At 68.0% G+C, this 26,733-nt stretch carries 22 protein-coding genes; 17 read left to right on the plus strand and 5 right to left on the minus strand.

The genetic code is table 11. From position 1 onward, the window contains the following. The first annotated feature begins 450 nt into the window (after positions 1-450). A complete protein-coding gene (locus ACOCMH_RS24950) occupies positions 451-1,248 on the plus strand; it encodes a crotonase/enoyl-CoA hydratase family protein (protein WP_171518173.1) in 798 nt (265 codons plus the stop codon). A 27-nt stretch (positions 1,249-1,275) separates the two neighbouring features. Here the strand turns inward: ACOCMH_RS24950 and ACOCMH_RS24955 are convergent, their stop codons facing one another. Further along, a complete protein-coding gene (locus ACOCMH_RS24955) occupies positions 1,276-2,091 on the minus strand; it encodes an IclR family transcriptional regulator (RefSeq protein ID WP_427309614.1) in 816 nt (271 codons plus the stop codon). A gap of 217 nt (positions 2,092-2,308) precedes the next feature. Here ACOCMH_RS24955 and ACOCMH_RS24960 point away from each other — a divergent pair, with 217 nt between their 5' ends. From ACOCMH_RS24960 to purT, 7 genes are all read left to right on the plus strand, one after another. Further along, positions 2,309-3,487, plus strand: a complete 1,179-nt coding sequence (locus ACOCMH_RS24960; protein ID WP_427309616.1) for a thiolase family protein — start codon at positions 2,309-2,311, stop codon at positions 3,485-3,487. Between the two features lie 43 nt (positions 3,488-3,530). Further along, a complete protein-coding gene (locus ACOCMH_RS24965; protein WP_427309618.1) occupies positions 3,531-4,295 on the plus strand; it encodes an SDR family NAD(P)-dependent oxidoreductase in 765 nt (254 codons plus the stop codon). Positions 4,296-4,319: 24 nt separating this feature from the next. Beyond that, a complete protein-coding gene (locus ACOCMH_RS24970) occupies positions 4,320-5,084 on the plus strand; it encodes a crotonase/enoyl-CoA hydratase family protein (RefSeq protein WP_427309619.1) in 765 nt (254 codons plus the stop codon). A gap of 91 nt (positions 5,085-5,175) precedes the next feature. Then, on the plus strand, positions 5,176-6,177 hold the full coding sequence (locus ACOCMH_RS24975) for a Bug family tripartite tricarboxylate transporter substrate binding protein (RefSeq protein ID WP_427309621.1): 1,002 nt from the start codon (positions 5,176-5,178) through the stop codon (positions 6,175-6,177). A gap of 201 nt (positions 6,178-6,378) precedes the next feature. Continuing rightward, a complete protein-coding gene (locus tag ACOCMH_RS24980) occupies positions 6,379-7,623 on the plus strand; it encodes an MFS transporter (RefSeq protein WP_427309623.1) in 1,245 nt (414 codons plus the stop codon). Positions 7,624-7,812: 189 nt separating this feature from the next. Next, complete coding sequence (locus ACOCMH_RS24985) at positions 7,813-8,292, plus strand: hypothetical protein (protein ID WP_171518180.1); 480 nt, start codon at positions 7,813-7,815, stop codon at positions 8,290-8,292. A gap of 71 nt (positions 8,293-8,363) precedes the next feature. Then, positions 8,364-9,569 carry a formate-dependent phosphoribosylglycinamide formyltransferase gene (gene purT, locus ACOCMH_RS24990; RefSeq protein ID WP_427309625.1) on the plus strand — a complete coding sequence of 402 codons (1,206 nt, stop codon included), beginning with the start codon at positions 8,364-8,366 and terminating at the stop codon, positions 9,567-9,569. Between the two features lie 8 nt (positions 9,570-9,577). Here purT and ACOCMH_RS24995 read toward each other — a convergent pair whose 3' ends face one another. Together ACOCMH_RS24995 and ACOCMH_RS25000 are read right to left on the minus strand one after the other, a co-directional pair. Beyond that, positions 9,578-10,906 (minus strand): mechanosensitive ion channel family protein, encoded by a 1,329-nt coding sequence (locus ACOCMH_RS24995; RefSeq protein WP_427309626.1) that lies wholly within the window; start codon positions 10,904-10,906, stop codon positions 9,578-9,580. 203 nt (positions 10,907-11,109) lie between these two features. Beyond that, on the minus strand, positions 11,110-11,427 hold the full coding sequence (locus ACOCMH_RS25000) for a DMT family transporter (protein ID WP_115680273.1): 318 nt from the start codon (positions 11,425-11,427) through the stop codon (positions 11,110-11,112). Between the two features lie 117 nt (positions 11,428-11,544). Between ACOCMH_RS25000 and ACOCMH_RS25005 the strand changes: the two genes are divergently transcribed. Then, positions 11,545-12,453, plus strand: a complete 909-nt coding sequence (locus tag ACOCMH_RS25005) for a LysR family transcriptional regulator (protein WP_427309627.1) — start codon at positions 11,545-11,547, stop codon at positions 12,451-12,453. Positions 12,454-12,483: 30 nt separating this feature from the next. Here the strand turns inward: ACOCMH_RS25005 and ACOCMH_RS25010 are convergent, their stop codons facing one another. Next, complete coding sequence (locus tag ACOCMH_RS25010; protein WP_427309628.1) at positions 12,484-13,704, minus strand: HD-GYP domain-containing protein; 1,221 nt, start codon at positions 13,702-13,704, stop codon at positions 12,484-12,486. Positions 13,705-13,930: 226 nt separating this feature from the next. Here ACOCMH_RS25010 and ACOCMH_RS25015 point away from each other — a divergent pair, with 226 nt between their 5' ends. After that, positions 13,931-14,224 (plus strand): putative quinol monooxygenase, encoded by a 294-nt coding sequence (locus ACOCMH_RS25015; RefSeq protein ID WP_092318219.1) that lies wholly within the window; start codon positions 13,931-13,933, stop codon positions 14,222-14,224. Positions 14,225-14,386: 162 nt separating this feature from the next. Then, entirely contained in the window at positions 14,387-15,388 is a 1,002-nt protein-coding gene (locus tag ACOCMH_RS25020; RefSeq protein WP_427309630.1) for a cysteine synthase A, read from the plus strand. A gap of 35 nt (positions 15,389-15,423) precedes the next feature. Here the strand turns inward: ACOCMH_RS25020 and prpR are convergent, their stop codons facing one another. Continuing rightward, entirely contained in the window at positions 15,424-17,385 is a 1,962-nt protein-coding gene (gene prpR, locus ACOCMH_RS25025; RefSeq protein WP_427309632.1) for a propionate catabolism operon regulatory protein PrpR, read from the minus strand. Between the two features lie 281 nt (positions 17,386-17,666). On the opposite strand from prpR, the gene prpB reads away from it, so the two are divergent. The 6 genes from prpB to ACOCMH_RS25055 all read left to right on the plus strand — a co-directional run bounded on the left by prpB (position 17,667) and on the right by ACOCMH_RS25055 (position 26,715). Further along, entirely contained in the window at positions 17,667-18,575 is a 909-nt protein-coding gene (gene prpB / locus ACOCMH_RS25030; protein ID WP_427309633.1) for a methylisocitrate lyase, read from the plus strand. 98 nt (positions 18,576-18,673) lie between these two features. Beyond that, a complete protein-coding gene (gene prpC, locus ACOCMH_RS25035) occupies positions 18,674-19,831 on the plus strand; it encodes a bifunctional 2-methylcitrate synthase/citrate synthase (RefSeq protein ID WP_427309635.1) in 1,158 nt (385 codons plus the stop codon). Between the two features lie 120 nt (positions 19,832-19,951). Continuing rightward, positions 19,952-22,564, plus strand: coding sequence for a Fe/S-dependent 2-methylisocitrate dehydratase AcnD (gene acnD, locus ACOCMH_RS25040; RefSeq protein ID WP_427309637.1), 2,613 nt, complete (start codon positions 19,952-19,954; stop codon positions 22,562-22,564). Between the two features lie 129 nt (positions 22,565-22,693). Further along, on the plus strand, positions 22,694-23,884 hold the full coding sequence (gene prpF / locus ACOCMH_RS25045; protein ID WP_427309639.1) for a 2-methylaconitate cis-trans isomerase PrpF: 1,191 nt from the start codon (positions 22,694-22,696) through the stop codon (positions 23,882-23,884). Positions 23,885-23,910: 26 nt separating this feature from the next. Next, on the plus strand, positions 23,911-25,365 hold the full coding sequence (locus tag ACOCMH_RS25050; protein WP_427309640.1) for a bifunctional 2-methylcitrate dehydratase/aconitate hydratase: 1,455 nt from the start codon (positions 23,911-23,913) through the stop codon (positions 25,363-25,365). A gap of 225 nt (positions 25,366-25,590) precedes the next feature. Then, a complete protein-coding gene (locus tag ACOCMH_RS25055) occupies positions 25,591-26,715 on the plus strand; it encodes an asparaginase (RefSeq protein ID WP_427309642.1) in 1,125 nt (374 codons plus the stop codon). Positions 26,716-26,733: the final 18 nt, after the last annotated feature.

Raw genomic sequence — 26,733 nt, forward strand, 5'->3', positions numbered from 1 at the left:
CGGGGTCGCGGCCGGCGTGCGCGCGCCGGGGACGTGCCGGGCGGCAGGTCGGGCAATGGACTGGCATCGGATAGTCGGGGCGGTGGTCATGGTCTGGATTCTCTCGGCAGGCGATCCCGGCCGCTACTGTCCGGATTCTGCCGTCATTGCGCAGGCCGTGCCAGCCAATTGCCGCGATTTCCAAAAAAATCATCGACTCGCGCAAGAAACTGAAAGGCGCATCGTCGGCCGTGCCGTGAGGCAGTGGCAACGCCCCCTGTCGTCCCGGCTTGCCGTGCGCAGGCCGGAGGCATAGCGAACCGTGGTACCCCGCAGACCGGGGACCGAGCCGCGCCAGCGATATCCGGCAAATATCGCTGATGAATAAATGAATATTAGACGCCGGGCCGCCCCTGGCTTAGCCTTGGGCCCAAGACAGGCTATCCCACCCCCGCATCCGGAGCCCTCACCATGACCCAGTTCCTTCTCTACCAACAGCAGGACCACATCGTCACGCTGACGATGAACGAGCCCGAGCGGCGCAATCCGCTGACCGGCAACACCGCGGTGGCGGAATTCCTGGCCGCGATCGAGCGCATCCATGGCGACCGCAGCGTGCGCGCGGTGGTCATTACCGGCGCCGGCACGGCGTTCTCGTCGGGGGGCAATATCAAGGACATGGAGCGCCAGGCTTCCGGCACGGTGCCGGGCATGGAGATCCGCCAGGACTACCGCTGCGGCATCCAGCGGCTGCCGCTGGCCCTGTTCAATCTGGAAGTGCCGGTGATCGCGGCGGTCAATGGCGCGGCCATGGGCGCGGGACTGGACCTGGCCTGCATGTGCGACATCCGCATTGCCTCGGAACGCGCGCAGTTCGCCGAGTCCTTCGTCAAGCTGGGCATTATTCCGGGCGACGGCGGCGCGTGGCTGCTGCCGCGCGTGATCGGCCTGTCGCGGGCGGCCGAAATGACTTTTACCGGCCAGCCGATCGACGCGAAGCTGGCGCTGGAATGGAACCTGGTGTCGCGCGTGGTCGCACCGGACGCGCTGCTGCCCACGGCTTATGAACTGGCTGGCCGCATTGCCGCCAACCCGCCGCACGCGGTGCGGCTGGCCAAGCGCCTGATGCGCGAGGCGATGCATACCCGGCTCGATACGCTGCTGGAACTGTCGGCTGGCTTCCAGGCGCTGTCGCACCAGACCGCCGACCACCGCGAAGCGGTGCAGGCCTTCCTGGACAAGCGCACGCCGGTGTTTACCGGAAACTGAAGCGGCAGCTGAAACCTCGCAAGCGCCCTAACCTGCGACGCCGAGCGCCCCTTCGACATTGCGCACCAGGCTGACCAGGCGCGGACCGATATCTTGCTCCAGCTGCTTGCTCTGCTGGCTGAACACCGGCACCGACGCGGCGAAGATCCAGGCTTCGCCGTCGCGGCGCGCGCGCATCGGCACGGCCACCGATTCCACCTCGCGGTGCAGGTCGCGATGGCCGCGGCAGAAGCCGTGCTCCTGCAGGTCGCGAGCGGCATCGGCCAGGCGCGCCTGCAGCCACTCGGCGCGCTGCGGATCGGTGGCGCGCAGCTGGGCGAGATACGCCTCGCGCTCGACCTGGTCCAGCCGCAGCAGATACGCGCGGCCCGAGCCGGTGCGCGAGGCCGACACGCGCGTGCCGACCTCCGGCCGGAACACAGGGCTGCCCACGCCCTGCGCGACCTCGACATAAGTCAGCGCATGGCCACTGCCGACGATCAGCTCGACCTGCCCGGCGATATGGTCGGCCAGTTCCTGCATGGCCGGCCGCGCCAGCTGGCGGATCGTCATGCGGGCCAGCGCCGGCGCGGCGAGGTTGATCAGCCCCACGCCTGGCACATAGCGCGACAGCCGCTCCGAGTAATGCAGCAGCCCCAGCCCGCACAGCGTATCGAGCAGCCGGAACAGGGTGGGCTTGGCCAGGCCGGTGCGCTCCATCAGTTCCCGGCTGCTGAGTTCCTGCACCGTCGGCGAGAAGCAGTTGAGGATCGAAACGCCCCGCGCCAGCGCGCTGACAAGGCGCGCTTCGCCGTCGGCAGCGGCGGATGGCGGGGCCACTGAGGCATGTGGAGCATTAGTCATCGCTGGGCCTGAATCTGAAGTTTTTTGATACACGCGTCTCAAAACCCGGATGTTGCCCTTCGCCTTTTCCAAAGTCAAATCTGGTTTTTTGAATTTACAGAAGGATTTTCCGACGCCAGAATCCCAATTCATCGTATCGGACGAGAACTTTTCGGTACGGGCGTCTCAATATAGCCACCACGACTCGCAACGCTCAGCTTTCTCAGGAGACTCCCCCATGCAACAAGCCGTCATCGTCGACGCCATCCGCAGCCCGATGGGCCGCTCCAAGCCGGGCTCGGCCTTCACCGAACTCCATGCCACCGAACTGCTGGCCCAGGTGCTCAAGGGCCTGGTCGAACGCAACCGGCTGGACCCGGGCCTGGTCGACGACGTCATCACCGGCTGCGTGACCCAGGCGGGCGAACAATCCGCCGGTCCCGGCCGGGTCGCGTGGCTGGCGGCAGGGTTGCCGGAGCACGTGCCGGCCACCACCATCGACCGCAAGTGCGGCTCCAGCCAGCAGGCGGTGCATTTTGCCGCGCAGGGCATCATGGCCGGGGCCTATGACATCGTCATCGCCTGCGGCATCGAGTCGATGAGCCGGGTGCCGATGGGCTCGGCGCGCATCGGCCAGAATCCGTATGGCCCGTCGATGGAAGCGCGCTACGCGCCCGGGCTCGTGTCGCAAGGCGTGGCGGCCGAGCTGGTGGCGGCGAAGTACGAGCTGTCGCGCGAGCAGATGGACACCTATTCGGCCCGCTCGCACGCGTTGGCCGCGGCCGCGCGCGAAAGCGGCGCGTTCCGCCGCGAGATCCTGGGCATCAGCACGCCCAACGGCGTGGTCGAGCACGACGAGACCATCCGCGCGGGCACCTCGGTGGAAAAGCTGGGCACGCTGCAGGCGTCGTTCCGCAACGACGAACTCAGCGCGCGCTTCCCGCAGATCGGCTGGAACGTGACCGCGGGCAATGCCTCGCAAATCAGCGACGGCGCCGCCGCGATGCTGCTGATGAGCGAAACGATGGCGCAACGCCTGGGTTTGCAGCCGCGCGCGCGCTTTGTCGCGTTCGACGTCTGCGGCGACGATCCGATCGCGATGCTGACCGCCCCGATCCCTGCCAGCCAGCGCGCGCTCAAGAAGAGCGGCCTGACGCTGGACCAGATCGACCATTACGAAATCAACGAAGCCTTTGCCTGCGTGCCGCTGGCCTGGCAGCGCGCGCTCGGCGCCGACCCGGCGCGGCTGAACCCGCGCGGCGGCGCGATTGCGCTGGGCCATCCGCTGGGCGCCTCGGGCGTGCGGCTGATGACCACCATGCTGCATGCGCTGGAAGACAGCGGCCAGCGCTATGGCCTGCAATCGATGTGCGAAGCCGGCGGCATGGCCAACGCCACCATCATCGAGCGCCTGTAAGCGGCGCGCGGCCCCATCCCGATCCCAATCAAGGAGACACACCATGAAACTGATCAATATGTCCGCCGTCGTGACCGGCGGCGCTTCCGGCCTGGGCCTGGCCTGCGTGCGGCGCCTGGTGGAACGCGGCGTCGACGTGGTCATCGCCGACCTGTCGGAAGAGCGCGGCAACGCGGTGGTCGACGAATTCGGCGGCAAGGTCCGCTTCGTCAAGGCCGACGTGACCGACACCGATCAGATGAACGCGGTCTACGACGCCGCCGAGGCCGTGGCCCCGCTGCGCGCGCTGATCCATTGCGCCGGCCTGGGCGGTCCGGTGCGCGTGGTCGAGAAGGACGGCTCGCCGGGCTCGCTGGAGAAGTACGAATCGATCGTGCGCATCAACCTGATCGGCACCTTCAACGCGCTGCGCCTGGGCGCCGCGCGCATGGCGAAGAACGAACTGGTCGACGGCGAACGCGGCGCCTGCGTGCTGACCGCCTCGGTGGCTGCCTACGAAGGCCAGATCGGCCAGATTCCCTATGCCTCGGCCAAGGCCGGCATCGTCGGCATGACGCTGGTGGCTGCGCGCGACCTGGCGCAGCGCGCGATCCGCGTGTGCACCATCGCCCCCGGGCTGTTCGACACCCCGCTGCTGGCCAAGCTGCCCGAGAACGTGCGGGCCTCCCTGGGCGCGATGGTGCCACACCCGGCACGCCTGGGTGCGCCGGACGAATACGCCTCGACCGCGCTGCACATCCTCGAGAACCCCATGCTCAACGGCGAAACCATCCGCCTGGATGGCGCCATCCGCATGGCGCCACGCTGAACCGGCCGACAACTGGAGACACCCATGAGCGATACGCTGCTGAAGGAAATCCGCGGCAACGTGATGGTGCTGACCATCAACCGTCCCGAGGCCCGCAATGCGATGGATTTCGAGACCGCCACGGCGATTGCCGCGGCGCTGGATGAACTCGATGCGCGCGATGACCTTAGCCTGGCGGTGCTGACCGGCGCCGGCGGCACCTTCTGCTCCGGCATGGATTTGAAGGGCTTTCTTGCCGGCAAGCGCCCGAGCATTCCCGGCCGCGGCTTCGGCGGCGTGACCGAACGCCCGCCGCGCAAGGTGCTGATTGCCGCAGTCGAAGGCTATGCGCTGGCCGGCGGCTTCGAGCTGGTGCTGGCGTGCGACCTGGTGGTGGCCTCGCGCGCGGCCAAGTTCGGCCTGCCTGAAGTCAAGCGCGGCCTCGCGGCCGCCGCCGGCGGCCTGATCCGCCTGCCGCGCCGCGTGCCATACCACGTGGCGATGGAATACGCGCTGACCGGCGACATGCTGCCGGCGGAGCGTGCCTACGACCTCGGCCTGGTCAACCGCCTGACCGATGCCGGCGGCGCGCTCGACGCGGCGCTGCAACTGGCCGCTGCGGTCGGCGCCAACGGGCCGCTGGCGATTGCCGCCAGCAAGCAGGTGGTGGCGCAGTCCGGCGACTGGACCCGCGAGGAAATGTTCGTGCGGCAGAAGCCGCTGATCGACCCCGTCTTTACTTCCGCCGACGCGCGCGAAGGCGCGGCCGCCTTCGCCGAGAAGCGCAAGCCGGTCTGGACGGGCAAGTGAACGCTCCCGCCCTGAGCTGAGAACGGCCGGCCGCAAGCCGGCCGTTGTTGCATTGCCAAGCAGCACACACACTACAACATGGAGGAGACCCATGACACCCAAGCTGCCCGCACCGCTGTCCCTCGCCAGCGCAGCCCTGCTGCTGGCCACTGCCCCGGCGCTGTCCTGCGCCGCCCCTGCGGCAGCTCATGCCGCGGCCTGGCCCGAGCGGCCCATCACCATCATCGTGCCCGGCGCGCCGGGCGGCACCACCGATATCCCGACGCGCCTGGTGGCGCAGAAGCTGTCGGCCATGCTGGGCCAGCCGGTGGTGGTCGACAACAAGCCCGGCAGCGGCGGCATCATCGGCACGCAGGCCTTCATGCGCGCGGCGCCGGACGGCTATACGCTGCTGGTCGGCAATACCGGCTCGCATGCGATCAACTACAGCGCCTACAAGCAGCTGTCCTACCAGCCGCAGGATTTCCTGCCGCTGACCGACCTGATCTCGTTCGCCAATGTGCTGGTGGTCGGCACGCAAACGCCGGTGCGCAGCGTGGCCGACCTCGTGGCGCAGCTTGAGCAGTCACCAGGCAAGTATTCCTATGCCTCGGCCGGCATCGGCCAGACCACGCACCTGACCGCGGAACTGTTCCGGCTGCGCACCGGCACCGAGGTGATTCACGTGCCGTACAAGGGCTCGACACCGGCCACCACTTCCGTGCTGGCGGGCGAGACAACCTTCATGTTCGACAACCTGACCCAGGCGCTGCCGCAGATCCGCGCCGGCAAGCTGCGCGCGCTGGCCGTGACCAGCGCCGAGCGCCTGCCCGCGCTGCCCGACGTGCCCACCATGGCGCAGGCCGGCGTGAAGGATTTCGTGGTGATGGGATGGCTGGGCTTCTTCGCACCGGCCAGGACACCGCCCGCCGTGGCCGCGGCACTGCAAGAGGCGCTGGGCAAGGCAATGCGCGACCCCGAGGTGGTGGCCCGCTTCCGCGACATGGGCGGCGCCCCCGGCGGCGAGCCGCAGCCGAAGTTCGCCGCGCTGGTCCGCGGCGAGATCCAGCGCTGGGGCGAGACCATCCGCGCGTCAAAGGTCAGCCTGGACTGACCGGCGCCGCTGGCCGGGCCGCCTTTGCCAAAACGGAAGGCGGCCCGGCCCAAAGCCAAATTGACAGGGCCCGGCGCCGCGGCATACCCTCGCCTTACCCTGCGGTATATTCAGTGCCCGCTTACATTCCAGTACATTGCAGACATGGAAGGCGCCCGGGGTTGACAACGATAACGATAATCCCAGCGACCGAGACCCAGCGTGCCCCTCTCCCCCGCTCCTTCCCGCTACGCCGGCCTGCGCCCGGCCTTGCCGATCCTGCTTGGCGCGTCCGTGATGCTCAGCCTGGCCATGGGCCTGCGCCAGAGCCTCGGCATCTTCATGCCGCCGCTGACGCGCGACCTCGGCATCTCGGTGTCGGATTTCACCGTTGCCATTGCCGTGCAGAACCTGGCGTGGGGCCTGCTACAGCCGCTGGCCGGCGCCTGGGCCACGCGCATCGGCTTCCGCCCGCTGATGATGGCGGGCTCGCTGCTGTATGTCATCGGGCTGGTGCTGCTGGCCACCGCGCACAGCCTGGTCGGCGTCACGCTGGGCGCGGGCGTGGCCATCGGCGCGTCGATGGCCTGCACCGGCAGCGCGCTGGCGATGGCGGTGGCGGCGCGGCCGGTGCCGGCGGCGCTGCGCAGCACGGTGCTGGGGCTGGTGTCCGGCGCGGGCTCGCTGGGCGCGCTGCTGGCGGCGCCGATCGGGCAGATGGTGACGCAGGCCTATGGCTGGCGCATCGGCCTGGCGGCCTTCGTGCTGCTGGCGCTGGTGATGCTGCCCGCGGCGTGGTCGGCCGGGCGCGTCGACCAGCTGCCGCTGGCCACGCCGGCGGGCATCGGCCAGGACAACGCGCGCCAGGCGCTGGCCACCGCGCTGCGCCACGCGCCCTTTGTGGTGATGGCGCTGGCCTATTTTGTCTGCGGCATGCAGTTGGTCTTCCTGACCACGCACCTGCCGTCGTATCTGGACGTCTGCGGCATGGACCCGATGCTCAGCGCCGAGGCCCTGGGCGTGATCGGCGGCTTCAACGTGCTGGGCAGCATCTTCTTCGGCTGGGCCGGCGGCCGCTTCAACAAGCTGATGCTGCTGGGCGGCATCTATACATTGCGCTCGCTGGCGCTGACCTGGTATTTCTCGTCGGCCCCGACGCCGCAGAGCACGCTGGTGTTCGCCGCCGTGATGGGCTTCCTGTGGCTGGGCGTGGCGCCGCTGGTGTCGGGCTGGATCGCCGAAACCTTCGGCCTGCGCTGGCAGGCGATGCTGGGCGGCGTGGCCTTCTTCAGCCACCAGATCGGCAGCTTTGTCGGCGCCTTCGGCGGTGGGCTGGTCTATGACGCGCTGGGGTCCTATACCGTGGCCTGGCAGGTCGGCGTGGCGCTGGGGCTGGCGGCGGGCCTGGCGCAGATCGCTTTCGCGGTGGCCACCCGTCCGCGACCGCCGCTGATGGCGACATCCTGAACACGCACCCGGTCTTGCTGCGGCGCCTGGCCGCCACCCGGCGGCGGTAAGAATCGACGCGCATTGTAAATCTGGCGTCACGCGGCGGTCGCGTGGCGCGCGCCCGGCCCGCGTGCTCGGGGCAGGCACGGCTGGAACAGTTCGTGCCTGTGTCCGCAGTGACGCAATGCTCTGACCCAAGGAGGCCCCATGACCTCGACCGAACAGGAGATCCTGGTGTGCGGCCCGGAAGACGGCCGCTGGCATCTGGAGATGCGCACCGGCAACGGCGCCCCGGAGCGGCTCGACGGCGAGTTCGACTCGCCCGACATGGCGATCGCCGGCGCCCAGCAGGTGTACCCATCGATTCCGGTACGCGTGACCGATATCTCCGGCGCGCCGGCACCGTCGGCCCCCGCGCATGAAGGATCACTGACCGACTACCACTACGGCGGGCACAGCGTAACCCGGGATGAGAAGCTGACCGGCCGGGCGCATCCTTCCAGCGACACCTCGCAGCCTCCGCCCGGCCCGCATCCCTATCAGCCCACCGGCCTTGGCAAGCTGCCGGAAGGCACGCCGCGTCACGGCATGTACGGCGTCGCCTCCAGCCCGGCCGAGGCCGAGGCGGCCGACCGCAAGGACGAGGCGGCGCGGCGCCACACCGGCTCGCGCGACGCCGAAGACTAGGCTACGCGGCACCGTGGCGGGCGCCAGCACGTACAATTCCGGTTTTCCTTTCGCCTCGCTGCGCCGCCGCCATGACCACCCTCGGAACGCCCCTCTCCCCCTCCGCCACCAAAGTGATGCTGCTCGGCTCCGGCGAGCTCGGCAAGGAGGTGCTGATCGCGTTGCAGCGCCTGGGCGTGGAGACCATCGCGGTGGACCGCTATGACAACGCGCCCGGCCAGCAGGTTGCGCATCACGCGCGCACCATTGCGATGAGCGACCCCGACCAGCTCAAGGCCCTGATCGAAGCCGAGAAGCCGCACCTGGTGGTGCCCGAGATCGAGGCCATCGCCACGCCGATGCTGGAAACGCTGGAAGCCGCCGGCACCGTGCGCGTGATTCCGACCGCCCGCGCCGCGCGCCTGACCATGGACCGCGAAGGCATCCGCCGGCTCGCCGCCGAATCGCTCGGCCTGCCGACCAGCCCCTACAAGTTCTGCGACTCGCTCGAAGAATTGCAGGCCGCCATCGACGGCGGCATCGGCTACCCGTGCGTGGTCAAGCCGGTGATGAGCAGCTCCGGCAAGGGCCAGAGCAAGATCGACGGTCCCGAAGGCGTCAAGGCGGCGTGGGACTACGCCATGGCCGGCGGCCGCGTCAGCCACGGCCGTGTGATCGTCGAAGGCTTTATCGATTTCGACTACGAGATCACGCTGCTGACCGTGCGCGCGGTGGGCGCCAGCGGCCAGGTGGAAACGCAGTTCTGCGCGCCGATCGGCCACGTGCAGGTCAGCGGCGACTATGTCGAGAGCTGGCAGCCGCAGCCGATGCACCCGGCCGCGCTGGCAAGCGCCCAGCGCATCGCGCAGGCGGTTACGGCCGACCTCGGCGGCATGGGCCTGTTCGGTGTTGAGCTGTTCGTCAAGGGCGAGCAGGTCTGGTTCAGCGAGGTCAGCCCGCGCCCGCACGACACCGGCATGGTCACCATGGCCACGCAATGGCAGAACGAGTTCGAGCTGCATGCCCGCGCCATCCTCGGCCTGCCGGTCGACACCAGCCTGCGCAGCCCCGGCGCCAGCGCCGTGATCTACGGCGGCGTGGAGGCGCGCGGCGTGGTCTTCGATGGCATTGAGCAGGCCTTGCGCGTGCCGCAGACCGAAGTGCGGCTGTTCGGCAAGCCGGAGAGCTTCGCCAGGCGGCGCATGGGCGTGGCACTGGCCTATGCCGACGACGTCGACACCGCCCGCACGCGTGCCAAGGAAGCCGCTAGCCGTGTGCGCCCGCGCGCGGTGGGCTGAGCGCCCCGCTACATCGGATGGCTGCCCGCGGCGGCGCCGTTGGCCGGGGCATGCTGCACCGCCTGGGCAGCCGCCACCTGCGCTGCCGCCAGCACCGGCGAAATGCGCACGCCGGTCAGGTCGGCGCCTGACGGCGCCTGGTACAGCCGCAAGCCCAGTTCCGGCAGGATCGCCAGCAAGTGGTCGAACACATCGCCCTGGATGCGCTCGTAGTCCATCCACGCGGTCAGCGCGGTGAAGCAGTAGATCTCGACCGGGATGCCCTGCGAATCGGGCTCCATCATGCGCACGTTCAGCAGCAGGTCGTGGTGGATCTCGGGGTGCGCCTTCAGGTAGGCAATGCCATAGGCGCGGAAGGTGCCGATATTGGTCAGCCGGCGCCGGTTGACGGGGTCGTTGCCCGCGGCGATCAGCAGCCGGTTTGCCTCGTCGACCTCGGCCTGCTTTTCTTCCAGGTAGTCGTGCAGCAGGCGGAAGCGCATCAGCGCCTGGACCTCGCGGTCTTCCAGGAAGCGCACGCTGCCCGCATCCAGCCGCAAGGTGCGCTTGATCCGGCGCGCGCCGGACTCGAACATCTGGCGGTAGTTGCGATAGCTCTCCGAGAACAGCTTGTAGGTCGGCACCGTGGTCACGGTGTTGTCCCAGTTCTGCACCTTGACCGTATGCAGGGCGATGTCCTTGACGTAGCCGTCGGCGTTGCACTGGGGCATCTCGATCCAGTCGCCGATGCGCAGCATGTCGTTGGAAGTCAGCTGCGTGCTGGCCACCAGCGACAACAGCGTGTCCTTGAACACCAGCAGCAACACCGCCGACAGCGCCCCCAGGCCGGACAGCATCCACAGCGGCGAGCGGTTGATCAAAATCGACAGCACCAGCACCGCGCACACCAGCCCCAGGCCCAGCCGCCCTACCTGGATATAGCCCTTGATCGAGCGCGTCTGCGCCTGGCGGCTGCTGGCGTAGACGTCCTGCCACGCGCTCAGCACGCCGCCCAGCATCAGGAAGAAGCAGATCCAAAGGCTGGCATGGGCCAGGCGCTCGATCGCCAGCGCATAGCGGCCCATGCGCGGCACTTCGCCGACGCCGATGGTAATCACCGCGAAGCCCACGGCATAGCCAAAGCGCCGGTAGGCGCGATGGCGCGTCAGCGCCTTGCTCCACTGCCCCTTGCCCCATACCGTCAGCAGGCGATGGGCCAGGCGCGAGGTCACATGGCCGCACAGCCATTGCGCCAGCACCGCGATCAGCACCAGCGCCAGCAGGTACAAGGCAATCTGGGCGGACGGATGGGCCGGAACACGTTGCTCGAACAGGTCCAGCAGGGCATCGAAACTCATAAGGGGCCAATTTGCGCCAGTCACGTGGCCAGACAGTGTACCCAACCGCCGCGGCATCCGCGTCGGCTAAGCCGGGCGCACGCCCGGGCTCGCGTTATTTCAACTTTTTGATTTACGTATTAAGTACTTGCGTAGCTGCCGGCGCCAAAAAGAAAAGTCACCCATTGGGGTGACCAGCGCCATTGCAGAAACCAGCGCCCCTCTCAGGCTGGTAGCAGTTTCAGCCCGCCAATCCCGACGAAAATCAGCCCGATCAGCACCAGCCGCAGCGGCGACGCGCTCTCGCCCAGGAACAGGATGCCAATCAAGGTCACGCCGATCGCGCCGATCCCGGTCCAGATCGCATAGGCCGTTCCCACCGGCAAGTGCCGCAACGCCGCGCTGAGCAGGTAGATGCTGGCCAGCGCGGCGCCGATGCCCAGCGCCGTCGGGCCGACGCGGGTCCAGCCATCGGTATGTTTAAGCGCCAGCGCCATCACGATCTCGATCAGTCCCGCCAGCACCAGCAGCGTCCACGCCATTGCCATGTTGTTCTCCTCGTCCGCCGCCGGGGCACCCGTTGCCGGCCAGCCTCCGCCACTGTAGGCTGTGCGGATTGGCACGAAAACTGGCGAATTTTGCAAAGGGGCTATGCAAACATGCAGGAAGCAGACTGGGACGACCTGAAATACTTCCTTGCCGTGGGCCAGTCCGGCTCGCTGGCTGGCGCCGCGCGTGCCCTGCACGTCAATCACTCCACGGTGCTGCGCCGGCTGGCGCGGCTGGAAGACACCCTGGGCACCCTGCTGTTCGAGCGCCACGCCACCGGCTACGCCATGACCCCGGCCGGCGAAGCGCTGGCGCAACGGCTGGCCGGGGTTGGCGAACAGATCGATGCGGCGCAGCGGCAGCTGTCCGGCCTCGACAGCCAGCTGAGCGGCCCGTTGCGCGTGACCACCACCGACACGCTGCTGGGCGGGCTGCTGATGCCGCTGTTCGCCGAGTTCCGCGCGCTGCATCCGCGCATCCAGCTGCAGCTTGTCGTCAACAACAGCTTCCTCAGCCTGAGCCGGCGCGAGGCCGACGTGGCGATCCGGCCGGCGAACGCGCCGCCGGAGTACCTGGTGGGCCGCCGTATCGGCCGGCTGCAAACGGCGCCGTACGCGGCGCGAAGCTACCTGCGGCAACTCGGCCTGCCGACCGACGCGGACCACCCCACGCTGGCCGACTGGCCGGCCTATGACTGGGTCGTGCCCGACGAAGCCCTGTCGCACCTGGCCCAGTCGCGCTGGATCCACGAGCACGTGCCGGAGCCGCGCCGCGTGGTCAGCGCCGACAGCCTGGTGGCGATGGCGGATGCGGTCCGGCATGGCATGGGCGCCGGCATGCTGTTGTGCCTGCTGGCCGGGGACGATCCGGCGCTGGTGCGGCTGGCGCCGGCGGATACGGCCATGGATACCGACCTGTGGGTGCTGACCCACCCGGACCTGCGCCACAGCGCGCGCGTGCGGGTGCTGGCGGATTTCCTGCACGGCCGGCTGAGGCAAGGGCAATGGCTGGCGGGATGACACTACACCCGCGCCGGGCCCGGTGCGGGCTCAGGCAGCCGGCGCATACAGCTCCAGCAACTGCTCCTCCGTGTAGCCCCACTCCGCCGCGTTCTCGAACGCGACCACCGTTTCATCGCTATGGCGCAGGTCGATCAGTGCGTTCGGCACCGGCCTGGACTGCGCCACGGAGTAGAACGCCATCACCCGCGGCCGCAGCGGGTCGGCATCGTTCTGCGCGCACACCACCGCGAGCCGGTTGGAGCGCAGGCGCAGCACGGTGCCGAGCGGATAGATGCCGACGGTGCGCGAGAAAGCCTTGAACACGCGCCGGTCGAACAGCGTGTCGACGCGCACGGCCATGTATTCCATGGCACGGGCCGGCGACCAGGGCTGGTGTCCGGGATGGCCGCCGGTCAGCGCGTCATAGGTATCGCAGATCGCGCCGATCTTGGCGTGCACGCTCAGTTCCCGCCCGATCAGGCCGAACGGAAAGCCGCGCCCGTCGACGCGCTCATGGTGGTGGACGCAGACATCGAGCGGGATATTGGAATAGAGCCGCGCTTCGTTGAGGAGGCGGTAGCCCGCGGAGGGATGGCGGCGGTAGGCCTCGTCCTGCTCGGGGGTGCGCTCGCTGGACCGGTATGCGGCGTCAGGGACGGTCAGCTTGCCGATGTCATGCACCAGGCCGGCCAGGCCCAGCTCGCGCACCTCGTCGTCGGGCAGGCCCAGCGTGCGGCCGACCGCGATCATCAGCGCGCAGACCGCGAAGGCATGCAGGTAGTTGTCGTCGCCACGCGCCTTGAGCCGCGCCAGCGCCAGCAGCGCCTGCCCGTGGCGCGACAGCGAGCGCGAAGCCGAGTCGACCAGCAGCAGCGCGCCGCTGAGCTCCAGCGCCCGCCCCATGCGCACGTCGGCAAACATCGAGCCGATCACGGCCTTGCCGGACTTGAGCAGTTCGCGCGCATGCACGATCTCGGCTTCGAGCGTAACGGGTGACGGCGCATCAGCCGACCCGTCGGCTCCGGGCGCAGGTGGGGATGGGAGGAGGGCCGAAGCTGCGGCGTCTCCCCCTTCCGGCGCCGGCACATTGCGGCCCTTCAGGAGATCGATCCAGACTTCGCGCACGCCCGCTGACTGGATCTGCCGTATCTGCTCCGCGCTGGCGACCAGGAACCGCGCGCGCCAGAAGGGATGGCTGATCCAGGGCCCGCCCAGCCTGGCCACGAACATCCCGACCTGCAATTGCTCCGACCCGATGCGTCTCAGCATGCGCCACCCTCCCGGATGATGGTTTTCTTGTTTTCGTTCCGGATATCGGTACTGACGGGCATAACTTTAGCCCCGCCCCCCGCAGCAGGAACCGTGCCGCGCACCCTTGTCAAGCGCCGCCCGAATGCCCGGACGGCGCCGTCGGGCATTGCCGGCGCCGCCATGGCCACCGCTACAATGGCTGGCCCAGTGCTCACAGACGCCAGCCAGTCGCCCCCGTTCACCCATGTCCGGAACGTACACGCTAGTCGGCATCGCCCGTGCCAAGACCCACCGCCGCGACGCGCTGGTCTCCCAGCTCACTGCGCTGCGCTCGCGCGGGCTGACCGAGCCCGGCTGCCTGGACTACCACGTCGGCCAGGACGCCGAGGACGCGCGGGTGTTCGTGATCTACATGGTGTGGGACTCCAAGCGCGCGCTCGAATCGCACCTGAACCGGCCTTATATGCGCGATTTCCACGCTGCGCGGGCGGACTTCGTCGAAGGCGATTTCAGCTTCCGCTGGCTCAACGCCGCCTGAGCGCAAGGCGCCATCCCGGTCACTTCCCGCTTTCCCGGCTTCCTCGGGCTTCCCCCGCGCCGTTCCCGCGCGCCTGCCGCCGCCCCGCCCCCGCTTGTCATTCCCGCCGCACCGATCTATCACTCAAGGTGACGCCCGCCACGGGCGCGGCAGGAGTGCACCATGGAGATCAGGGATGGATTTGCCGGCACCATCGGCCACACGCCGCTGATCCGGCTGGCCGGCCTGAGCGCCGAAACCGGTTGCGACATCTACGGCAAGGCGGAATTCCTCAATCCCGGCGGCTCGGTCAAGGACCGCGCGGCGCTCTACATCATCCGCGACGCCGAGCGGCGCGGGCTGCTGAAGCCGGGCGGGACAGTCATCGAAGGCACCGCGGGCAATACCGGCATCGGCCTGGCGCACCTGTGCGCGGCGCGCGGCTACCGCTGCATCGTGGTGATTCCCGACACGCAATCGCCGGAAAAGATGGAACGGCTGCGCATGCTAGGCGCCGAGGTGCGCGCGGTACCCGCCAAGCCCTACGCCGATCCCGACAACTACCAGAAGATTGCCGGCCGGCTGGCCGACGAAACCGATAACGCGATCTGGGCCAACCAGTTCGACAACCTCGCCAACCGCCAGGCCCACTACGAGACCACCGGCCCCGAGATCTGGCACGCCACCGGCGGACATATCGACGCCTTCACCTGCGCCACCGGCACCGGCGGCTCGCTGGCGGGCATCGCGCGCTGCCTGAAGGAACACAAGCCGGGCGTGCGCATCGTGCTGGCCGACCCGCACGGCAGCGGCCTGTACCACTTCGTCAAGCATCGCGAGATCAAGTCCGAAGGCAGCTCGATCACCGAAGGCATCGGCTCCAGCCGCGTCACCGCCAACCTGCAGGACACGCCCATCGACGACGCCGTGCGCATCGACGACCAGACCTGCGTCGACATGGTCTACCGGCTGCTGCGCGAGGAAGGATTGTTCGTGGGCGGGTCATCCGGCATCAACGTCGGCGCCGCGGTGGCGCTGGCGCGCGAGATGGGTCCCGGCCACACCATCGTCACGCTGCTGTGCGACCGCGGCGACCTGTATCTGGCGCGGCTGTTCAATGCCGCGTGGCTGCAGGGCAAGGGACTGGAGCCGATCCCGTTCCGCCGGGCCGGCCCGGCCGGGTAACCGACGCGCAACTGCCGGCGCCGCGACCGAATTGGCTAGGCCGCCTTCAGCCGCCGCCACAGCGTGGTCGGGCTGATGCCCAGGACATGGCAGGCGGCGGTCCGGTCGCCGCCGCACTCCTCCAGCACGCGCCGGATATGGTCGACTTCGCTGGATTGCTTGACGCGCGCCAGCGAGCGGCGGGCCCGCGCGGCCGGCGCCGCGGGCGCGGCTTCGGGCCCGGGGGCTGGCGCCGCATCGCCGAACAGCTCCGGCGCCGCGGCCTGCAGTTCGCGCTGCAAGGCCTCGCCATCCAGCCGGCGTCCGGCCACCAGCACCGCGATGCGCTCGGTCACGTTTTCCAGTTCACGGATATTGCCAGGCCAGCGGTAGCGCGCCAGCCGCGCGCGCGCCGCCGCCGGCAGGCGCTGCGGGCGCTCCAGGCCCAGCCGCTCCTGCGCGCGGCGGTACAGCAGCTCGGCCAGCTCGGGCAGGTCTTCGGCGCGTTCGCGCAGCGGCGGCATCGCGATGCGCAGGATGTTGAGGCGGTAGTACAGATCCTGCCGGAAGGTGCCGTCGCTCACCAATGCCGGCAGGTCGCGATGGGTGGCGGCGATCACGCGCACGTTCACCGGCACCGCGTCGAGCCCGCCGATCGGCAGCACCTGCTTTTCCTGCAGCACGCGCAGCAGGCGCGTCTGCAGCGCTGGAGGCATGTCGCCGACCTCGTCGAGAAACAGCGTGCCGTTGTGGGCCGATTCGAACAGGCCGGCCTTGCCGCCGCGGCGCGCGCCGGTGAAGGCGCCCTCTTCATAGCCGAACAGCTCGCTTTCGAGCAGCGCCTCGGGGAATGCGGCGCAGTTGACCGCCACGAACGGGAACGCGCGGCGCGGGCTGGCATCGTGCATGCCTTGCGCCAGCACCTCCTTGCCGGTGCCGCTCTCGCCGCCGATCAGCACGGTGGAATCGACCGCGGCGTAGCGCCGCGCCAGCTCGCGCAAGGCGGTCATGACCGCCGAGGTGCCGGCCAGGTCGTCAAGGCTGTAGCGCACCCCCGCCGGGCGCGCGCGGCTGCGCGAGCGCAGGTTGCGGTCCACGCGCTGGATCGCGCTGGCGTCCTGGATGGTCAGCACCGCGCCGGTGGTGCCGGCCTCGCCGAGGATGGGGATGCGGTTGACCACCACCATCTTGTCGCCCAGCTTGTGGATCGCCTCGAGTTCCTTGTCGCCGCTCTGCATCACCCCTTCCAGCGCCAGGTTGGGCGCGAGCGTCTGCAGCTTGCGCCCCACCGCGGCCGCGGCAGAGGTGCCGAGGAAGCGCTCCATCGCCGGATTGAACGACTGGATGCGCCCCTGCGCGTCAACCGCCGCCACGCCCTCGTTCAGGTGCGCCAGGATGGTGTTGACATAGTCGCGCCGGGTGGCCTCGATGCGGCGCAGGCGCGCGGCCTCGATCGCGTCTTCCAGCGCCATGCGCACCGAGTTGCCGGAATACAGGAACACGCCGGTCAGCCCATAGCGGTCGGCCAGGTCGGTCACCAGGCCAGGCCCCACCACCACCTGGATGCCCTCCTGCTTCAGCGCCTTGACGCGCGCCACGGCATCATCCTCGGTCAGGTAGGTGTAGGCCGGCACCGACAGCGAAAACGCGCGCACGAACTCATCCACCTCGGCGTAGGTGGCGGCATGCGTGACCAGCGCCACCCGCGGCGAAATGCGCCGCGCCGTGGCCAGTGCGCTCATCACGTCGAAGCCGGTGACCTTGACCAGCACCACCGGCACATCGACGTGCTGGCGCAGGTAGGCGCCATTGGACCCGCCCGCGACCACCACATCGAGCCGGCCCTCGCGCACCTCGCGCGCCACCGCGCTGGCGGCCGCTTCGAAACCCTTGCCGACGATGCGGAATTCGGCGCGGTCGGCATACGCCGGGATCAGGTCGGCAAAGGCGCGTGCGAGGCGGCTGATGCCGATCGCCCAGATGCGCGGGCGGCTTTGCGGGGAAACGGGAGGAGCCATGATGCAATGCAGAAGGAAAGCGTGATGAAACGCGCGATGAACAGGCGTACAGTGCTGGCACATTGTCCGCCACCGCGCACCGGATTTCAACTTTGAATTCCAAATGAAGACTTTTGGAATTCAATTGTGCTGAAAACTTGGCATGAAATACCCAGCGGTCCTCGCCGCCTTCCCGCCAGGCCAGTCCCGGCAAGGGATAGCAGGATTTTCGGGCGCGCCCGCGATGCCTGGCACATCCCTTGCAGTATCTGGCTTGTCCTGTTCACCCAAACGCAAACGCCATGACCTACTCCGCTTCCGACCTCGCGCGCTCCGCTGGCGCCCGTTTCCGCCAGGCGCTTGCCGACGAGCATCCGCTGCAGGTGGTCGGCACCATCAACGCCAATCACGCCCTGCTGGCCAAGCGCGCCGGCTACCGGGCCATCTACCTGTCCGGTGGCGGTGTCGCGGCCGGTTCGCTGGGCCTGCCCGACCTGGGCATCTCCAACCTGGACGACGTGCTGACCGATATCCGCCGCATTACCGACGTGTGCGACACGCCGCTGCTGGTCGACGTCGACACCGGTTTTGGCGCCTCGGCCTTCAACGTGGCCCGCACCACCAAGTCGCTGATCAAGTTCGGCGCGGCGGCCATGCATATCGAAGACCAGGTCGGCGCCAAGCGCTGCGGCCATCGTCCCAACAAGGAAATCGTCACCCAGGGTGAAATGGTCGACCGTATCAAGGCCGCCGTCGATGCCCGCACCGATGAGAACTTTGTCATCATGGCCCGCACCGACGCGCTGGCCGTGGAAGGCCTGGACAAGGCCATCGAGCGCGCGGTGGCGTGCGTGGAAGCCGGCGCCGACGCCATCTTCCCGGAAGCCATGACCGACCTGGCCATGTACCGCAAGTTTGTCGATGCGGTGAAGGTGCCGGTGCTGGCCAACATCACCGAGTTCGGCGCCACGCCGCTGTTCACCACCGAAGAACTGGGCAGCGCCGGCGTGTCGATGGTGCTGTACCCGCTGTCGGCCTTCCGCGCCATGAACAAGGCTGCGGAAAACGTCTACGCGGCGATCCGCCGCGACGGCACGCAGAAGAACGTGGTCGATACCATGCAGACCCGTGCGGAGCTCTACGAGAGCATCGGCTACCATGACTTCGAGCAGAAGCTCGACGCGCTCTTCGCACAAGGCAAGGGCAAGTAAGCAAGACTCAGGCGCGGCCGGGCTATGTCCCGGCCGCTTGCACGATCTCGTGCACGATACAGACAGGCAATACCAGGCATCACACAAAGGAGACCCAGATGTCCGAAGCGCAACCGCTCGTCACTCCCAAGCCCAAGAAATCCGTCGCCTTGTCGGGCGTGACCGCCGGCAATACCGCGCTGTGCACCGTCGGCCGCACCGGCAATGACCTGCACTACCGCGGCTACGACATCCTCGATATCGCCGAGACCTGCGAGTTCGAGGAAATCGCCCACCTGCTGGTGCACGGCAAGCTGCCGACCAAATCCGAACTGGCCGCCTACAAGGCCAAGCTGAAGAGCCTGCGCGGCCTGCCCGCCAACGTCAAGGCCGCGCTCGAATGGGTGCCCGCCAGCGCCCACCCGATGGACGTGATGCGCACCGGCGTGTCGGTGCTGGGCACCGTGCTGCCGGAGAAGGAAGATCACAACACCCCGGGGGCGCGCGATATCGCCGACCGCCTGATGGCCAGCCTCGGCTCGATGCTGCTGTACTGGTACCACTACAGCCACAATGGCAAGCGCATCGAAGTCGAGACCGACGATGAATCGATCGGCGGCCACTTCCTGCACCTGCTGCACGGCGAGAAGCCGTCCGCGCTGTGGGAGCGCGCCATGAACACCTCGCTCAACCTGTACGCCGAGCACGAGTTCAACGCCAGCACCTTCACCGCGCGCGTGATCGCCGGCACGGGCTCGGACATGTACTCGTCGATCGCCGGCGCGATCGGCGCGCTGCGTGGCCCCAAGCACGGCGGCGCCAACGAAGTCGCGTTCGAGATCCAGAAGCGCTACGACACCCCCGATGAGGCCCAGGCCGACATCACCCGCCGCGTCGAGAACAAGGAAGTCGTGATCGGCTTCGGCCACCCGGTGTACACCACCGGCGATCCGCGCAACCAGGTGATCAAGGAAGTGGCGAAGAAGCTGTCGAAGGACGCCGGCTCGATGAAGATGTTCGACATCGCCGAGCGGCTGGAAACGGTGATGTGGGACATCAAGAAGATGTTCCCCAACCTGGACTGGTTCAGCGCGGTCAGCTACCACATGATGGGCGTGCCCACCGCGATGTTCACGCCGCTGTTCGTGATCGCGCGCACCTCGGGCTGGGCCGCGCACATCATCGAGCAGCGCATCGACAACAAGATCATCCGCCCGAGCGCCAACTACACCGGGCCGGAGAACCTGAAGTTCGTGCCGATCAAGGATCGCAAGTAAGACCGGCTGCCGGTTTGCCCCGGGTCGGGATGGAAGATCCGGGCCGGGGGCAAAGGGGTAGCGGGTCGCTGATACGGGGCCGCTACCCCTTTTTCATACCTATATCGATTTCCCTACACCATGAATTCTGCAAACCGCAAACCGCTACCGGGCACCAAGCTGGATTACTTCGACGCGCGCGGCGCGGTCGAGGCGATCCAGCCGGGTGCCTACGACAAGCTGCCGTACACGTCGCGCGTGCTGGCAGAAAACCTGGTGCGCCGCTGCGACCCCGCCACGCTGACGGCTTCGCTGAAGCAGCTGATCGAGCGCAAGCGCGACCTCGATTTCCCGTGGTTCCCCGCGCGCGTGGTGTGCCACGACATCCTGGGCCAGACCGCGCTGGTGGACCTGGCCGGCCTGCGCGACGCCATTGCCGACCAGGGCGGCGATCCCGCCAAGGTCAACCCGGTGGTGCCGGTGCAGCTGATCGTCGACCACTCGCTGGCGGTGGAATGCGGCGGCTTCGACCCGCAGGCGTTCGAGAAGAACCGCGCCATCGAGGACCGCCGCAACGAAGACCGTTTCCATTTCATCGACTGGACCAAGAAGGCGTTCAAGAACGTCGACGTGATCCCGCCGGGCAACGGCATCATGCACCAGATCAACCTGGAGAAGATGTCGCCGGTGATCCACGCTGACCATGGCGTGGCCTACCCCGATACCTGCGTCGGCACCGACAGCCACACCCCGCACGTCGATGCGCTGGGCGTGATCGCCATCGGCGTGGGCGGCCTGGAAGCCGAGAACGTGATGCTCGGCCGCGCCTCGTGGATGCGCCTGCCGGATATCGTCGGCGTCGAGCTGACCGGTAAGCGCCAGCCCGGCATCACCGCCACCGACATCGTGCTGGCCCTGACCGAGTTCCTGCGCAAGGAGAAGGTCGTTGGCGCCTACCTGGAGTTCCGCGGCGAAGGCGCCTCGAGCCTGACGCTGGGCGACCGCGCCACCATCTCCAACATGGCGCCGGAATACGGCGCCACCGCGGCGATGTTCTTCATCGACGAGCAGACCATCGAATACCTGCGCCTGACCGGCCGCACCGAGGAACAACTCAAGCTGGTCGAGACCTACGCCAAGACCGCCGGCCTGTGGGCAGATGCGCTGCACAACGCCGAATACGAACGCGTGCTGCACTTCGACCTGTCGACCGTGGTGCGCAACATGGCCGGCCCGTCCAACCCGCACAAGCGCCTGCCGACCTCCGCGCTGGCCGAGCGCGGCATCGCCGTCGACCTCGACAAGGCCCGCGCGCAGGAGGCCGAGGGCCTGATGCCCGATGGCGCCGTGATCATCGCCGCCATCACCAGCTGCACCAATACCAGCAACCCGCGCAACGTGATCGCCGCCGCGCTGCTGGCGCGCAACGCCAACGCGCGTGGGCTGGCGCGCAAGCCGTGGGTCAAGTCATCGCTGGCGCCTGGTTCCAAGGCGGTCGAGCTGTACCTGGAAGAAGCCAACCTGCTGCCTGACCTGGAAAAGCTCGGCTTCGGCATCGTCGCATTCGCCTGCACCACCTGCAACGGCATGTCCGGCGCCCTCGACCCGAAGATCCAGCAGGAAATCATCGACCGCGACCTGTACGCCACCGCGGTCCTGTCCGGCAACCGCAATTTCGACGGCCGCATCCACCCGTACGCCAAGCAGGCCTTCCTGGCCTCGCCGCCGCTGGTGGTTGCCTACGCCATTGCCGGCACCATCCGCTTCGATATCGAAAAGGATGTGCTGGGCACCGACCAGGACGGCAAGCCGGTCTACCTGAAGGACATCTGGCCGAGCGACGAAGAGATCGACGCCATCGTCAGGCAGAGCGTCAAGCCCGAGCAGTTCCGCAAGGTCTACGAGCCGATGTTCGCGCTGACCGCGGACACCGGCGAGAGCGCCGCGCCGCTGTACGACTGGCGCCCGCAGAGCACCTATATCCGCCGTCCGCCCTACTGGGAAGGCGCGCTGGCCGGCGAGCGCACGCTGCAGGGCCTGCGTCCGCTGGCGGTGCTGGGCGACAACATCACCACCGACCACCTGTCGCCGTCCAACGCGATCATGCTCAACAGCGCCGCCGGGGAATACCTGGCCAGGATGGGCCTGCCGGAAGAGGACTTCAACTCGTACGCCACCCACCGCGGCGACCACCTGACCGCGCAGCGCGCCACCTTTGCCAACCCGACGCTGATCAATGAAATGGCAGTGGTCGACGGCCAGGTCAAGAAGGGATCGCTGGCGCGCATCGAGCCCGAAGGCAAGGTCGTGCGCATGTGGGAAGCGATCGAGACCTATATGGACCGCAAGCAGCCGCTGATCATCATCGCCGGCGCGGACTACGGCCAGGGCTCGTCGCGCGACTGGGCCGCCAAGGGCGTGCGCCTGGCTGGCGTGGAAGCCATCGTCGCCGAAGGCTTCGAGCGCATCCACCGCACCAACCTGATCGGCATGGGTGTGCTGCCGCTGGAGTTCAAGCCGGGCGTGAACCGCCTGACGCTGGGGCTGGATGGCACCGAGACCTATGACGTGATCGGCGAACGCCAGCCGCGCGCGACGCTGACGCTGGTGGTGCATCGCAAGAACGGCGAGCGCGTGGAAGTGCCGGTGACGTGCCGTCTCGACAGCGATGAAGAGGTTTCGATCTACGAGGCTGGCGGCGTGCTGCAGCGGTTTGCACAGGACTTCCTGGAGTCGAGCAAGGCGGCGGCATAAGCAGAGGCCGCCGGTTTGTTCCCCTCTCCCAGAGGGAGAGGGGAGCAACCAAGCGCCGTGCTTTGCTTCCCTGCGATTGATTCCTAAGCTGTGACAAGGCTCCCAGCCTAACCAGGACTAAAGATTCCCATGGCCCACGTACCCCAGATCAAGATCCCCGCCACCTACATCCGTGGCGGCACCAGCAAGGGCGTGTTCTTCCGCCTGCAAGACCTGCCGGAAACCGCGCAGGTCCCCGGCCCCGCGCGCGATGCGCTGCTGCTGCGCGTGATCGGCAGCCCCGATCCGTACGGCAAGCAGATCGACGGCATGGGTGCGGCCACGTCCAGCACCAGCAAGACCGTGATCCTGTCGAAGAGCACGCGCCCGGACCACGATGTCGACTACCTGTTCGGCCAGGTCTCGATCGACCAGCCGTTCGTCGACTGGAGCGGCAACTGCGGCAACCTGTCGGCCGCGGTGGGCCCGTTCGCCATCAGCGCCGGTCTGGTCGACCCGAGCCGCATCCCGCAGAACGGGGTGGCCGTAGTCCGCATCTGGCAGGCCAATATCGGCAAGACCATCATCGGCCATGTGCCCATCACCAACGGCGAAGTGCAGGAAACCGGCGACTTCGAGCTGGACGGCGTGACCTTCCCGGCCGCCGAAGTGCAGCTGGAATTCATGGACCCGGCCGCCGAGGAAGAAGGCGCCGGCGGCGCGATGTTCCCGACCGGCAATGTCGTCGACGACCTCGAAGTGCCGGGCGTCGGCACGCTCAAGGCCACCATGATCAACGCCGGCATCCCGACCATCTTCGTCAATGCCGAGAGCATCGGCTACACCGGCACCGAGCTGCAGGACGCCATCAACAGCGACACCAAGGCGCTGGCGATGTTCGAGACCATCCGCGCCTACGGCGCGCTGCGCATGGGCCTGATCAAGAATGTCGATGAGGCCGCCAAGCGCCAGCACACACCCAAGGTCGCCTTTGTCGCCAAGCCAGTCGACTACGTCGCTTCGAGCGGCAAGAAGGTTTCGGCCGCCGACGTCGACCTGCTGGTGCGCGCATTGTCCATGGGCAAGCTGCACCACGCCATGATGGGCACGGCGGCGGTGGCGATCGGCACGGCAGCCGCCATCCCCGGCACGCTGGTCAACCTGGCGGCTGGCGGCGGCGCGCGCAATGCGGTCCGTTTCGGGCATCCGTCCGGCACGCTGCGCGTCGGCGCCGAAGCACAGCAGGTCGACGGCGAATGGGTGGTCAAAAAGGCCATCATGAGCCGCAGCGCGCGCGTGCTGATGGAAGGCTGGGTGCGCGTGCCCGGCGACGCGTTCTGACCTGAGCCGCATCCGCGAGGCCGATCATGTCCACCGGCACGCCGTCCGCGCAACGCCCCGCTCCGGACCAGGTGCTGGTCGACATCGTCGACTACGTCACCGGCTACGAGACCGAGGGCGGCCTCGCCTATGACACCGCCCGCAACTGCCTGATCGACACGCTCGGTTGCGGGCTCGAAGCCCTGTCCTACCCGGCCTGCACCAAGCTGCTGGGTCCCATCGTCCCGGGCACGGTCGTGCCCAACGGCGCGCGCGTGCCGGGCACCCAGTTCCAGCTCGACCCGGTCCAGGCCGCGTTCAATATCGGCGCGATGATCCGCTGGCTGGACTTCAACGACACCTGGCTCGCGGCCGAATGGGGCCATCCGTCGGACAATCTGGGCGGCATCCTGGCCACCGCCGACTGGATCTCGCGCAACCATGTCGCCGCCGGGCGCAAGCCGCTGACGATGAAAACAGTGCTGGCGGCGATGATCAAGGCGCACGAGATCCAGGGCTGCATCGCGCTGGAGAATTCGTTCAACCAGGTCGGCCTGGACCACGTAGTGCTGGTCAAGGTGGCCTCCACTGCCGTGGTTGCGCAGATGCTGGGCCTGACGCGCGACGAGATCCTCAATGCCGTGTCGCTGGCCTGGGTCGACGGCCAGAGCCTGCGCACCTACCGCCACGCCCCCAACACCGGCAGCCGCAAGAGCTGGGCCGCCGGCGACGCCACCAGCCGCGCGGTGCGGCTGGCGCTGATGGCCCGCACCGGCGAGATGGGCTATCCGTCGGTGCTGACGGCAAGAACCTGGGGTTTCTACGACGTGCTGTTCAAGGGGCAGCCGTTCCGCTTCCAGCGGCCGTACGGGTCGTACGTGATGGAGAACATCCTGTTCAAGATCTCGTTTCCGGCTGAATTCCATGCACAGACCGCGGTGGAGGCTGCCTTGCAGCTGCACGGCGCGCTGGCGCTCGCGGGGCGCAGCGCCGCGGATATCGCCGCCATCACCATCCGCACACACGCAGCATGCCTGCGCATCATCGACAAGCAGGGACCGCTGAACAATCCCGCCGACCGCGATCACTGCATCCAGTACATGGTGGCCGTGCCGCTGCTGTTCGGCCGCCTGACCGCCGCCGATTACGAAGACAATGTTGCCGCCGACCCGCGTATCGACGCGCTGCGCAACAAGATCACCTGCGTCGAAGATCCCGCGCTGACGCGCGACTACCACGACCCCGGCAAGCGCTCGATCGCCAATGCACTGACCGTGACACTGGCCGACGGCACCGTGCTGGACGAGGTGCTGGTCGAATACCCGCTCGGCCACCAGCGCCGCCGTGCCGAGGGCATCCCGCGGCTGGTGGAGAAATTCCGCACCAACCTCGCCCGCCGCTTTCCGCCGAAACAGCAGCAGGCCATCCTGGCCGCGTCGCTGGACCAGGCGCGGCTGGAGGCCATCCCGGTCAATGAGTACCTCGATATGTATGCGATCTGAGTTATCGCCCCGGCACTTTTATGCCGAATCGGCATAACCTTGCGCGCATCTCCCGGACAAATTCCTCCTGACGTATAGTCTCTGCCGCTGCCTGAACCGGGCCCTGCAACACAGGCCCCGTTGCCGCAGCCACTGACTGAACACGGACGGCACCATTCCACCCATAAGGTATGTCGGGCCGAATCCAGTACGGGCCACACGTTCGTATAAATACCGAGGAGAACCATGAAGCAAATCACGCGCATCACCACGCTGGCCGCCGCCCTGCTGTCGGCCAGCCTGATCACCGGCGCTGCCCACGCGCAACTCGCCCCCTCCGCACAACCTGCCTCCGCCCCCGCCACGGCCCCGGCCGAAGCCCGCAAGGCCAATATCGTCATCATTGGCACCGGCGGTACCATCGCCGGCGCGGGCGCATCGGCGACCAACACCGCGGCCTACCAGTCCGCCGTGGTGCCGGTCGACAAGATCATCGCCTCGGTGCCGGAGATCTCGAAGGTCGCCAACGTCAAGGGCGAGCAGATCTTCCAGATCGGTTCGGAGAGCTTCAACAACGAGCGCCTGCTCAAGCTGGCCAAGCGCGTGTCGGAACTGCTCAAGCAGCCTGACGTCGACGGCATCGTGATCACGCACGGCACCGATACCATCGAGGAAACCGCTTACTTCCTCAACCTGACGCTGAAGAGCGACAAGCCGGTGGTGGTGGTCGGCTCGATGCGCCCGGGCACCGCGCTGGGTGCCGACGGCGCGCTGAACCTCTACGACGCCGTGCTGGTTGCCTCCAACCCGGCCTCGAAGGGCAAGGGCACGCTGGCGGTGCTGAACGACGAGATCCACACCGGCCGCGACGTCACCAAGAGCAACACCTTCAAGACCGAGACCTTCCGCTCGCCGTTCGGCCCGCTGGGCTACGTGGTCGAAGGCCGCACGCTGTTCTACCGCCTGCCGGCGCGTCCGCATACACTGCAGACGCAGTGGGACATCGACAAGATCGACAAGCTGCCTGAAGTGGCCGTGGTCTATGCCTACGGCAACGCCAACCCGGCCGCGGTCGAGGCGGCGGTGAAGAGCGGCGCCAAGGCCATCATCTACGCCGCCACCGGCAACGGCAGCGTCGGTGACTACATGGTCGAACCGCTCAAGGCCGCGCGCGCCAAGGGCGTGCACATCGTGCGCGCGTCGCGCACCGGCAGCGGCGTGGTGGTCCGCAACGCCGAGCAGCCCGACGACAAGTACGACTGGATCGTCACCGACGACCAGCTGCCGCAGAAGGCGCGCATCCTGATGGCGCTGGCGCTGACGCAGACCAACGACACCAAGGCGCTGCAGCAGGTCTTCTGGAAGTACTGATCCCGGCCGCGCCCTGCC

This window comes from Cupriavidus sp. H39, from assembly GCF_050271075.1.
Classification (GTDB): domain Bacteria; phylum Pseudomonadota; class Gammaproteobacteria; order Burkholderiales; family Burkholderiaceae; genus Cupriavidus; species Cupriavidus necator_B.